This is a genomic window from Chryseobacterium sp. SIMBA_028 (genome assembly GCF_046535285.1).
GTDB lineage: Bacteria > Bacteroidota > Bacteroidia > Flavobacteriales > Weeksellaceae > Chryseobacterium.
Map to the genome: position 1 here is coordinate 463,804 of NZ_JAWRWZ010000001.1, position 12,325 is coordinate 476,128.

Here is a 12,325-nt window from a genome sequence, read left to right on the forward strand (position 1 = left end):
TTGATTAAACATTCTTTTTACTACTCTTAATTTTCCTCAGCAATACTTTTAACTACCCTGCAAGGATTTCCTACTGCAACTACATTCTCCGGAATGCTTTTAGTAACAACACTTCCCGCGCCTATCACGGTATTATTCCCAATGGAAACTCCTGGTAAAATGACTACATTTCCTCCTAACCATACGTTATCTCCCACTGTAATGGGATGTGCGTATTCCAAGCCTTCATTTCTCTGTTTTGCATCAAGAGGATGCCCCGCTGTATAAAAACTACAATTGGGACCTATAAAAACATTGTCCCCGAATTTTACCGGAGCACAGTCTAAAATGACAAGATTATGATTCGCGTAAAAGTTCTCTCCCACTTCGATGTTATATCCGTAATCACACCAGAAAGATGGTTCTATACATATATTTTCTTTTGTACTGCCAAGAATCTTTTTAATCAGATTCTGTCTACTTTCGGCATCAGAATTTTTTAATCCGCTATACTCCACACACAGGTCCTTACAGGCAATACGTTCCCGAATCAGTTGTTCATCATAATTGGCGTTATATAAAAGTCCGGCTGCACATTTTTCTTTTTCTGTCATAATCTTTGGGGTAGAAGTTAAAGTCTAAAGATACGATAATAGTAAAACAGAATAATTATTAATAATCAGCCTGAAAATTGATTTTTTACAGATGTATAAGTATTTGAGCCCTTACCCTATATATTTTCAACCATCTGATTACCAAAAATAAACATAAAAAAAACTATCACTATTCCGGAATAGTGACAGCCTATATTTTGTAGAAAATATTAGATAAATCTAATTTTGATATTAATAATAAAATAAAGTTTCAGGTCTCAATTTATACATCAAGATAAAGGGTCTAAGTTTTCAGACATATCTGTAATATAAATAACAAAAAACATTTTCTTCCTGCTTTATTTTTTTTCACACAAATAATGAAGAAAAATTATAATTATTTACTGATAATTACATGTTTTTTTGTGAGCATCAATATCCTTTCACAAAGATCAAAAAATGAAATAGGCATCCAAACAGATAATGATTCCTATTTAGCAAATGGCTCTGACAGATACTATACAAATGGGATCTTTTTGTATTATCTCCGGGCATTAAATCTTCCCAAGGGATCAAAATTAGCAAACAAAATTATTGGCGTAGAAGTAGTCCAAAAAATGTACACTCCGCAATCCGCTGTAATATTATCTCCTAAACATATAGATCGTCCTTTTGCGGGTTATATTTATATAGAACCACATATTAATTTACTTTATAAAAATGAGACCAGTATAAAATTAGCAGTCCAGATCGGGACAATAGGTAAATTGTCTCTGGCTGAATCCACACAAAATCTAATTCATAGAATATTAGGACTTTATGAAACAAAAGGATGGCAGTACCAGATAGACAATCAATTTATCTTTAATATGTCATCAGAATTGAGTCAATCTTTTTTTAAGAAATCTTTTTTTGATCTAACTTTAAACAGCAAACTGGATCTGGGAAATAGCCTAATAGGCATAAATACAGGGCCTATTCTTCGCTTTGGTAAATTTAATTCGTTATCAAATTCAAAATTAACTCAGAGCTTGACAGGTTCATCTGAAAATACATTAAGATCCTCATATGAGTTATATTTTTATTATCATCCAAAAATCATCTTCACGGTCTACGATGCTACGGTAGAAGGTAATATTTTCAGTAAAGAGCTTAATACCCAACAAGTAGCTTCTATGATCCTGCCTTTTGTTTATAGTAATCAATTAGGCATTGATTATAGCAGCAGAAATATTACTTTAGGCATTTCTTTTACTTTTCAGACCAAAGATGTTATGACAATGATAAAAAATTACCATAGTTGGGGCTCTTTCTCTTTTTCTTATCTATTCTGAAAAGCAAAAAAACAGAATATTTTTTTATAATTATCCTGTTTAAGTAGAAAATAAAATAATTTTAATTCACAAGATCCGGTTCTATCGGATTGTTATCTTTTTGAAGCACTTCTTTTGTTCTTTTCTCCATCTCTCTGAAAACCTGACTTGGGTCTGAAATTTCTTTTCCATCTGAGGTTTTTACTTTAAAGGCAAACTTAGTTCCAGTTTCTCCTCCGCTTTTCATCATCAGTTCCCTCATATTCTTTGTAGGATCATTTGCATAGGCTTTCCATGCTTTTTTAAACTGATCTTTTGTTACTTCAATTTCCTTTCCTCCCAGTCCCAGCACTTTCACATTTTCAGGAAGCTGAATTTCCTTTTCTGAGCTTTGGGCTTTTACCGTCTTATTTCCTGCCAGCACCATAATATGAGATCCTGTAGTATCTTCAAGCTTTACAATAAGCCCCGGAAGTCCATAAAAAATATAAGGTCCGTCCTGAAAAGGAATATCTGTTGTAAACCAAGCTGTCCAGTCTCGTCCTCCTAAAGTGGTTACTGCTTTTTGGGCATTATATTCTCCTATTTTTTGTTTTTCAGGCAGTATTTTCCATTCCGGTTTTTTATCTTCCTTGATCTTGTATTTATCCATGGAGATACTTCTGAAAAGGTAGGTTTTAAAATCAGGATATTGCTTGGTTACTTTATAGGCAACCTGCCCTGGCTTTTCTCTCCTGTTGACGCTTATATTTCCGCCTCCTGCTTTCAGTTGATTTTCAAGCTCTGCCCTGCTTATGGAATCTGCAACAAATTTATCATGGCTGTAATAGCTTGATCCGTCTTTGTCAATGTCCAGCAACATCATTTCCTTTTTCACCTCTTCTTTATTATTAGAATCGGGAATAAACTTGTATTCATAAAAGAACCTGTTGACTTGTGCATTAGCCAATACACCTAGGAACATCAAAAATAGAATTTTACTTTTCATAATCAATAATAAAAAAAGCTTTGCCAAATGGTATTGACAAAGCTTGATGAAACTTTATTTCTTTGTCTGAAGTCTTATTTCGCTCTCAGTACCTTTCATTTTATTTTCCTTAATGACATTGATGCTTGCAATATTCTCAGGCTTTATAGAGTGAAACTCTTCTTTGGAAACCTCTCTTCCGTCTACGAAAAACTTAGATTCATCAAAGCCGTTCATATTATATTTCTTGATCCCATTCATGGCAATGTTTCCATTTCCATCTTTTTTAATGAAATCAGCCTGCAAAACCATCACATTAGGTGAAGTACTTCCTTTTGTGAAGTTAATTTCCTTAAAATTTTTTCCAACGGCTTCAGCCGCTATTTTTTGTGCTTCTGCTCTTGCCTTTGCTCCTATTTTTCGGGCTTCTTCTCCTGCTTTTCTTGCAGCTTCTCCATTTATTCTGGCTTCTTCACCGGCTATTCTTGCAAGCTCACCATCTTTTCTGGCTTGTTCAGCAGCTTCTCTCCCTATTCTTCCCGCCTCTATACCAATTTTGCTGGCTTCTTTGGCGGCTTTGGCGGCTTCTCTACCTGCTTTCGCGGCTTCTCTTTTAATTCTTCGAAGTTCCTTTTTATCAAGAGGATTCAGATTTTCAAGCTCATTCATTTGATTCTTCCATTCAGAAGAATTGAAATATTCATCAACTTCTATAGATCCTGCAATACCTCCTATTTCTGATGCCAGGGTACTTATTTCTTCAACTTTTTTGTCAAATGCTTCGCTGTCTGGGCTCAAATTACTCAGTTCATTTTCCTTTTCACTTAATTTTCTTTCAAGCTGAGCCAACCTTTCATGGTTACCAGATGATTTTGGTGTTGGCTCCGTAATCTCCTTTTGTTCTGTTTTTTCTTTTACCGTGTCTATTTTAATTTCTGAAACTGCTTTTTTAATAGAAAGATTTGTTTCTTCAATTTCTCTGTTTTTAGCATTTACCAAATAAGCAAAAGCTACTGTAAATAAAACTGGCAACGCTAGGATTCTATGCGCATACCCGAATTTAGTTTTTGGTTTTTGTAACATTTTAAGTCTTTTTTTAAGGTTTGAACTTAGAAACGGACTTGCAACAGCCAGCTGTGTTCCGGAAAAGTGGCTTGCTAAAAGCATCTGCGCAAATGCTTTGGTGTCCGAATTCTTGACGGCTTTTTTATCAGCCAGATATTCATGGATTAAACTAATTTCTCTTTTAATGATGTGAAAGAACGGATTGAACCAGAAAATAGCTGTAGTGACTTCAATAAGAATCTTATCAAATGAATGCTTCTGTTCAATATGTACCATTTCGTGCTTTAAAATTTGCTCTCCTATTTCAGAATCCAGTGTGATGGTATTCTTCCAGAAAAGATTTTTAAAGTAAGAAAATGGAGCTTCGGTGAGGTTTGTACGGTAGAAATTGATCCCGTCAAAACTTTCTTTCTGAAACTCTGCTTTAAACTGCTGAATCTTAAAGATCCCATAGAGCAGCTTCCCTAAAAAATAGAGAGAAACCAGTCCCAGAGCTGAAAAAATAATACTAAAATAAAGGTTACCATTGTCTAGTTTTTTTTCTGTTTTAAAATTCTGAATTTTATCAAGAAGCATATACATATCACTATTTACTTCTATCGTAAAATCTTCTACTTTGATAAGGGGCAGTAATAATGATATTAAAATTGCCGCCAGCAGATAAAATCTGTTATAGTGATGGAATGTCTTGTCTTTTAAAGACAACTGATAGTACAAAAACATTACACCTGAGCATAAAATTACTTTTCCAAAGTATAAAAGTATTGCTTCCATGATTATTAGTTTTTCTTTTTAAGTTCGTCTAAAAGCATTTCAAGATCCTCTACTGTCATTTCATTTTTTTCTACCAGGAATGAAACGGCACTTTTATAAGAACCTTTAAAATAGTTTTTTACAAGACTTTTCATTGTTTTTCCAGAGTATTGCTCTTTTGTAACCAACGGAAAATATTCATGTTGTCTCCCATGTACCCCATAGTCTACAAATTCCTTGTCCTTCAATACTTTTAAAATGGTAGAAACGGTATTGGTATGCGGCTTAGGTTCAGGAAAAAGATCAAGAACATCTTTAAGAAATCCTTTTTCCAATTTCCATAAATACTGCATTACCTGTTCTTCTGCCTTTGTTAAAGTTTGATGTTTCATATCTTGTTCATTTATCATTATAGTGATATATCATCCATGAAATTTGTATCACTAATAAATTAGTTATACAAATGTAGAAATAAATTTGAATCAAACAACTATTTTTTTAGTGATAAGATGTGATTTAAACACAATCTGCTGATTATCAATAAAATAAAATTAATTAGAATATATTAATTTATTAATGAAGTAAAATTATTACCTGCTTAATTAATAGAAAAAACACTAATTACTCTGTAAATTCTTAAAACTTGTTAATTTTTATTAAATAAAATTAAAATGAATTTGTTTTAACCGGGAAATTATATTTATTTTAGTGCTTTAAAAATTTCTCATGAAAAGATATAATTTATTGATTGTACTATTACTGCTTATTTTTAACGTTACGACAGCACAAAAGACAAAATCACCAGCTGCAGACCTTAGTATATTAAAGGATACAAAATCAAAAATCGAAGCTACAGTTCCATTAGTAATTCAACATCTTCAGGCCATTGCTACAAAAGAAAGTGATAATAACATCGTTACCAACGGAAAAATTGCACTAGGAAAGGAATATGGCATTCTGGAATCTGAATGGTTTCTTTACAGAAACAATATGAAGAACTGTATTCTGAACAATTCTTCGAAGAAAGCTAAAAAATGTATGGAATACCATACTCAATACCTAAGAAATACATTCATTAATTATGGTAACTATATTTCTAATCTTACAAGAAAGAATGGATATTTAGGGGTAGAAGGAGATACAAAATTCGAATTCAAACCTGCTGATATCACTACAAAACTTAATGAGGCTTACTTCAATGCCAATGATGCTGCAGGAAGAATGAAGGCAGACCAGAAGAGAGAATTTTTAGAGCAAACCATGTCTGAGGAGAATAAACTAGCTCCTTACGCTCAGATCGCTCAATAATATTGGAGTCATTATACTTTCAAAACATAAAAAAGAGAACTGCAGATGCAGTTCTCTTTTATTGAGAGCAAAAGAACCTCCGCCCAAAAGCAGTTTTGTGGTACTAATCATAAAACCTGGGGAAAAAGTAGAAAATAAGGCGGAGATAATTTTGCATAGACTTTACAGGATCAACTGTCCTACCCATGACCTGTAAAGCTATACAAAAATAGGATTATGCAGTCTGCCTGTAAAAGAATCATTGTAGAATTAAATGATAATAGTTGTAGAAGTAATACTACTTATTTTACTTTTCTGATAGCTAAATATAGAGGCAGGAAATAAGAAAATTTATTATTGAAGAAATAAAAACTCTTAAAGTAAGACCGGTTCTGTATAAAAATGGCTTCTACAAAATGACTAACCGGCGCTCATTTGCCCTCTCTCTTCTTGCCTCTATGTATTATCTATTTCCACCAATGGTAATAATTATGCAATCCATCATATTCAAATCCACAACGGGGATATAATGCATTTCCAATATCATTGGTTTTTTCTGTTTCCAACATCAGTCCGCAGGCACCTGTTTCTTCACACCATAGTTTACTACGATCAATTAAAGCTACAGAAAGCCCTTTTCCTCTATAGTCAGGATGTACAAATAAGTCACTCAACAACCACTGCTTTTGCAGCTTGGTATAATGAAACAATTTGTAAAGTTGTACAAATCCCACGGCTTTACCTTCAACCCAAGCAAGAAAAATATCAGACTCATTGTTTAAAAATCTTTCTTTAAGAAAAGCCTTTCCTCTTTCCAAATCTGATTCCTGTCTATAAAAGATTCGATAGAGATTGAATAATTCTGCGGCTGCATTAAGATCCTCAAGGCCTGCTTTTTTAATTGTGTAATTCATCGTTATATTTATTTTGTTTAACAGTGCAAAAGTATCCTTAAATAAGACCATCATTACCATCCAGATTAAAGTTATACAAATAGTCCAGAGGATGAAAAGCTACATTCAATGGAGGTTACCAATAGATAAAAAAACCGCACGTTTTGGATTTTATACTTCTTTATAAGTTGGGAACTTTGTCACCTAAAAATAAAGTCAATGACCGATATAATTCAGAAAATTGAAAACACAAACTGGCAGCACATCACAGAGGCAATGTATCAAAATGGGTACGCCATCATTCCCCAATTCTTATCAGACAAGCAATGCAACGAATTAATTTCCAGTTACAACATGGCAGATCTCTATCGTAAAACAGTTGTGATGGCACGGCATCGTTTTGGTCTGGGTGAATATAAATACTTCAATTATCCTTTACCAGAGCTGATTCAAACAATACGTACCCAAATCTATCCACATCTGGCCCCTATTGCCAACTCATGGTTCAAAGCTTTACATATTAACATTCATTTTCCTTTGGAGCACAAGAAGTTTCTGCAAGAATGTCATTCTCACAACCAACAAAAGGCCACTGTTTTAATCTTAAAATATGAAGAGGGTGGCTTCAATACCTTGCATCAGGATCTATATGGAGATCATTATTTTCCTATTCAAATCGTATTCATGCTTAGTGAGCCAGACGAAGATTTTACAGGAGGAGAATTTGTACTTACTCAACAGATTCCCAGAGCACAGTCTAAAGTTATTGTTTTAAAACCTAAAAAAGGAGACATTCTTATTCTTACCACTAATTTTAAACCTGAAAAAGGAACCAAAGGATATTATAGGATGAATATGAAGCACGGGGTAAGTGAAGTAAAAACAGGAAAACGTTATGCATTGGGAATTATTTTTCATGATGCAATCAGTTGATAGACTAAAATAAACAATTCTATAAATCCAGAAATATGATACCGCACGCTCAATTATCAGATACTGAACTAAGAAGTAAAATTAGAAGACAGCAAATTTGTTTTGGAGGAAATAAGAGATTGAAAATTTATGGACTACTCAGCTGCACTTCCGGCAAAAGAATGAAGCAGGAAAACAGGGTTCTATTCATTAGTGAAAAAGAAGCCCTGGAAAATGGTTATCGTCCCTGCGGGCATTGCATGAGCGCGCAATATAAAAGCTGGAAAGATTACAAAAAAGCTATTTAATATAAGAATTTATGTATATTCATATCATTTAAAAACTAATACAATGAATTCGGAGAATAATTATCTGGAAATCAATCGGAATTCCTGGAATAACAGAACAGAAAGCCACTTAAAGTCAGAATTTTATGATCTTAAGGGATTCTTAAACGGAAATAGCTCATTGAACGACATTGAATTAAATCTTTTAGGAGACCTCAAAGGAAAATCTGTTTTACATTTACAATGTCATTTCGGTCAAGATACCATTTCATTGAGCAGACTTGGGGCAGATACCACCGGTGTTGATTTATCAGATAAGGCCATTGAAAGTGCCAGACAACTCGCCCTTGATACCCAATCCAATACCAACTTTGTCTGTTGTGATATTTACGATCTTCCCAATCATTTGAACCAACAATTTGATATTGTTTATACCAGCTACGGAACCATTGGATGGTTACCAGATCTGGATAAGTGGGCAAAAGTTATTTCACAATTCTTGAAGCCGGGTGGACAGTTTATATTTGTAGAGTTCCACCCTGTTGTATGGATGTTTGATGATAACTTTGACACTATAGGCTACAGATACTTTAATTCGGGAGCCATTATTGAAACAGAAAGTGGTACCTATGCTGATAGAAATGCAGAAATTACACAACCCTATGTCATGTGGAATCATGGTTTAAGCGAGGTTATAAATAGCCTGATTAAAAATGGCCTTGAAATCAATAATCTGGACGAATTTGACTATTCTCCTTACAACTGCTTCAATAAAACCATTGAGTTCGAGCCCAAAAAATATAGAATAGAACATTTGGACAATAAAATCCCTATGGTTTATTTAATAACAGCAACAAAGAAAAAATAATTCCCAGTCAATTTTAAGCCATTAAAACTTAGCTTTCCGTAGATTTTCAAAATTTCACAGTTGAAAAGACTTGTGCTATTTTCAAAATCTACGAGAAGCTTTATTTTTTTATATAGAAACGATATAAAGTGGATACTATGTACCTATAATGAGTTACGGTTTTCAGTAATTTGAATATGAAAAATTAATTTACTTTTATCACCGTGATAAAAAATCACATCACATAGAATTAATTATTATATTTACAAAAACACAAATGCTTATGAAGACAAATCTAGTCTATGTACTTCTATTGCTCTCCACTTTATCTGTTTCCCTTAATTCATGTAGGACAGATGAAATGTTGACAGGTACAGAACAAACACAAAAGGAGAAAATTGCCTTTTTTGAACGCTTTGAAAAGGAAAGAAGTCTTTCCAAAAATGCAGCATCCAACAACTATGCACTCCCCTTTGGAAACTCCATGCTCGCCTACTTTGAGAAGTATCCCGAAAAGAAAACCGAACTTGAAAACAAGTATGGAACAGTGGACTTAAGGGTTTCCTCTCAGGATATTGGAGGAGATGAGGGAGATGATAGAAAGCTTCTATTCTTTCCGATGCTCAAGGATGGAAAGGTAACGGCTGTAATAGCCGGAGTGATAAATGCAGAAAGAGACTATCTTTATTTTGACGTTCACCAAAACACGCATCCCGATGTTATTTATCTTATTAATACATTTCAGGACTACTATGAAACCAAGATTGTTTCCAGAAATAGCAACAATCCTATTGACGTAGGAGAAGTGATCATCAGAGTAACAAGACCGGTAAGGCTGACAATGTATGACGGATGGGGTGGAAATGGAGGTCCTGGCAATGGCGGACATGATATGGGTGGTGGACCTGGTGATTATGGTGGCGGAGGTGGTGGAGCTTCCAGTGGAAATTCAGGCACATCAGATCCATGTGGAAAGGCAGAAGCTCATAATGATGATGCGAAAGAAATAGTGGAGGACTCTGCTGTAAGTGTTCAAAAAGCAGCAATTACAATGACAATAAAAACAGATACAAATGAGAAGTCTTTTTCATTTGGTAAAGACAAGGATGGAAAATACCAAACAACAGCCGTTAAAACTGGAACTGGAGGTAATTCTGTAGGCATTGTTGCCACAAGTGGTTCAATCACCATACAAGGAGGGGTACACACTCATACAGCAGGATTATATAGTAGTTTTTCCGCAGGGGATTTTTATGCATTCCAGCAAGCAAATGCAAGTAATTCCAGCTTTATTTACTATTACGTTTTTGGTGCAGATAACTCGGCCTATGTTTTTAATATAACTAACCCAACTAACTTTGCAAACTTTGCCAGTAATTATCCAGTAGCTACATATTTTGATACTACCACAGGAGGATGGAATGGAAGTTCTCCTATTGGATTTGATTTTAATAATGCAATGGATCAATTCATAAGCAATGGTAAGTCTGATGATGAAGCCTTTGCTTTGGCATCAGCATTGATAATGAATAAATATAAAATGGGGCTCTCCTTGAGCAAAAGAGATAATATGACAGGGAAATTCAAATCCCTTTTCGTTAAAGAAAATCATACTTTCATCAATGCTGGGGGCACACCAATTGTACTATTATCCTATTCAGAAACAAGCGATTGTAACTTATAATTTAAAAAAGCATGAAATATTCAATAAAATTACTTTTTCTAGTATTCTTTATCTTGACTTTCAATAAAGTGAATGCACAATTAGATACGATGAAATACATAAAACAATTTGAAGCAAATAAATCACAGTATGTAAACAAACCTTTCTCGTTTTTATTGGGGCAAATGACCCAAATACAACCTAAGACGGCTTGGTCAATATCATCAGGCCGAAAAAAAGCATCATCAGGAACAACGAGATTTAAATTTGCAAGTAAAGAAGCCAGTTTTCATAATGTCATCACTTTACTGATTTATTGGCAGGAGGAAATTCCGAGGGATCAAACCAAGTATTATGAGCAAAAAAATCAATTCTATTTTACTAATGATGAACGTACATTCTTTGGTAACAAAATAGTGAAAGATATAGTGGTATATAGATAGAAATTAATTTCTAATAGCATATCATTGAATGGCAATATATAATACTCAAACTCCTGAAGCTTTACCTAAGGATATTATTCTAACAAAACAATAAAATTCTAGTAAAATAAAAAAATGCACTCAATTGAGTGCGTTTTTTTTAGAAATTATCATTTAATTTTTCAATCTCTTTTTTCACAAATTCTTCCATTTCCTCAATAACTTTTCCCCTTTCATTTCTTGATAGAGATGATGTATGTAAAGGGTGTGACTCTTGTAAAAATAAATAGTGAGGGTACAACTGTTAAAAAAACACTAAATTCAACAAAAACAGATATTACAGATGTACCAACCCCTTGTTAATAAATAATAAAATCATGAAGAATAAATTTTTAATAGTACTATTTTTTGTAGGAATTTTCTGTAATGCACAACAGATTTTTTCATTGAGACCAACAGAGACCTCTTTACCAGAGGGGTCATATCAAAAGGATACAAATAATGAATTACCTGACTACGAGGGGACTTGGAAAGGGATTTGGAATAGCAAGACTATTTTTGTTACATTCAAAAAATTAATCCAGCAACCGGTCCCCAATCTTAATTATTACAAAGATTACTTGGTTGGAAAATTTAAAATCATTGATGCCAATGGAAGTATTCTTTTCGATAATACAAACATTAGCGATTCTCAGGCAAAAATTAAAGGTCTAAGCTTTAAAAGATATGGTGATAGATATATGCTATCTTATGTTGACCCTGATTTATGTAATAGAAATGGAAGTGTAACATTGAAATTTACTGATTCCTCTAAAACTCAAATAAATTGGAATCTTTATTTTGGCAGTAATATGATAACCTCCGATTGTCAGTATTATAATACTGATATTCCTGATTCTTTACCTGAAGAAATCATTCTAACAAAACAGTAAAATATTTACCATATATAAAAAACGCACTCAATTGAGTGCGTTTTTTTTAGAAATTATCATTTAATTTTTCAATCTCTTTTTTTCACAAATTCTTCCATTTCCCAAACAACCTTTTCCCTTTCATTTCTTGATAGAAATAATGCATTCAATCTTTAAATTTCAAAATATGTGCATAAAAAAAGTCGGTATAACTTTCTGTTATACCGACTTTACAAGTTTAGAAAACTTAGTAGCGGGAACCGGACTCGAACCGATGACCTTCGGGTTATGAGCCCGACGAGCTACCTACTGCTCCATCCCGCGGTGTATTTTTAGAGTGCCTACCGAAGACACTTAACTTAGTAGCGGGAACCGGACTCGAACCGATGACCTTCGGGTTATGAGCCCGACGAGCTACCTACTGCTCCATCCC

13 protein-coding genes and 1 tRNA gene are annotated in these 12,325 nt (G+C 33.7%); 8 read left to right on the plus strand and 6 right to left on the minus strand.

Features of this window, described 5'->3' with window-relative positions:
• Positions 1–26: 26 nt before the first annotated feature.
• A complete protein-coding gene (locus tag SCA31_RS02165) occupies positions 27–593 on the minus strand; it encodes a sugar O-acetyltransferase (RefSeq protein ID WP_410695176.1) in 567 nt (188 codons plus the stop codon).
• A 359-nt stretch (positions 594–952) separates the two neighbouring features.
• Here SCA31_RS02165 and SCA31_RS02170 point away from each other — a divergent pair, with 359 nt between their 5' ends.
• A complete protein-coding gene (locus SCA31_RS02170; protein ID WP_410695177.1) occupies positions 953–1,906 on the plus strand; it encodes a lipid A deacylase LpxR family protein in 954 nt (317 codons plus the stop codon).
• A 61-nt stretch (positions 1,907–1,967) separates the two neighbouring features.
• Here the strand turns inward: SCA31_RS02170 and SCA31_RS02175 are convergent, their stop codons facing one another.
• From SCA31_RS02175 to SCA31_RS02185, 3 genes are read right to left on the minus strand one after another with little or no spacing between them, the layout of a single operon-like run.
• A complete protein-coding gene (locus SCA31_RS02175; protein WP_410695178.1) occupies positions 1,968–2,873 on the minus strand; it encodes a GLPGLI family protein in 906 nt (301 codons plus the stop codon).
• A 54-nt stretch (positions 2,874–2,927) separates the two neighbouring features.
• A complete protein-coding gene (locus SCA31_RS02180; protein ID WP_410695179.1) occupies positions 2,928–4,691 on the minus strand; it encodes a M56 family metallopeptidase in 1,764 nt (587 codons plus the stop codon).
• A gap of 5 nt (positions 4,692–4,696) precedes the next feature.
• Positions 4,697–5,062 carry a BlaI/MecI/CopY family transcriptional regulator gene (locus SCA31_RS02185; protein WP_410695180.1) on the minus strand — a complete coding sequence of 122 codons (366 nt, stop codon included), beginning with the start codon at positions 5,060–5,062 and terminating at the stop codon, positions 4,697–4,699.
• Between the two features lie 334 nt (positions 5,063–5,396).
• Between SCA31_RS02185 and SCA31_RS02190 the strand changes: the two genes are divergently transcribed.
• Entirely contained in the window at positions 5,397–5,978 is a 582-nt protein-coding gene (locus SCA31_RS02190) for a hypothetical protein (protein ID WP_410695181.1), read from the plus strand.
• A gap of 446 nt (positions 5,979–6,424) precedes the next feature.
• Here SCA31_RS02190 and SCA31_RS02195 read toward each other — a convergent pair whose 3' ends face one another.
• Positions 6,425–6,871: a GNAT family N-acetyltransferase gene (locus SCA31_RS02195; protein ID WP_410695182.1), complete on the minus strand. Its 447-nt coding sequence runs from the start codon at positions 6,869–6,871 to the stop codon at positions 6,425–6,427.
• A gap of 198 nt (positions 6,872–7,069) precedes the next feature.
• On the opposite strand from SCA31_RS02195, the gene SCA31_RS02200 reads away from it, so the two are divergent.
• The 6 genes from SCA31_RS02200 (at position 7,070) to SCA31_RS02225 (ending at position 11,913) form a co-directional block, all read left to right on the plus strand.
• Positions 7,070–7,783, plus strand: coding sequence for a 2OG-Fe(II) oxygenase (locus SCA31_RS02200; RefSeq protein WP_410695183.1), 714 nt, complete (start codon positions 7,070–7,072; stop codon positions 7,781–7,783).
• Positions 7,784–7,818: 35 nt separating this feature from the next.
• On the plus strand, positions 7,819–8,070 hold the full coding sequence (locus tag SCA31_RS02205) for an Ada metal-binding domain-containing protein (RefSeq protein ID WP_410695184.1): 252 nt from the start codon (positions 7,819–7,821) through the stop codon (positions 8,068–8,070).
• A 43-nt stretch (positions 8,071–8,113) separates the two neighbouring features.
• Positions 8,114–8,917, plus strand: a complete 804-nt coding sequence (locus SCA31_RS02210; protein WP_410695185.1) for a class I SAM-dependent methyltransferase — start codon at positions 8,114–8,116, stop codon at positions 8,915–8,917.
• Positions 8,918–9,179: 262 nt separating this feature from the next.
• Entirely contained in the window at positions 9,180–10,580 is a 1,401-nt protein-coding gene (locus SCA31_RS02215) for a hypothetical protein (protein ID WP_410695187.1), read from the plus strand.
• Positions 10,581–10,591: 11 nt separating this feature from the next.
• Positions 10,592–11,002, plus strand: coding sequence for a hypothetical protein (locus SCA31_RS02220; RefSeq protein WP_410695188.1), 411 nt, complete (start codon positions 10,592–10,594; stop codon positions 11,000–11,002).
• Positions 11,003–11,358: 356 nt separating this feature from the next.
• Positions 11,359–11,913: a DUF6705 family protein gene (locus tag SCA31_RS02225; protein ID WP_410695190.1), complete on the plus strand. Its 555-nt coding sequence runs from the start codon at positions 11,359–11,361 to the stop codon at positions 11,911–11,913.
• A gap of 230 nt (positions 11,914–12,143) precedes the next feature.
• Here SCA31_RS02225 and SCA31_RS02230 read toward each other — a convergent pair.
• A tRNA-Met gene (locus tag SCA31_RS02230) sits at positions 12,144–12,216 on the minus strand.
• Positions 12,217–12,325 lie beyond the last annotated feature (109 nt).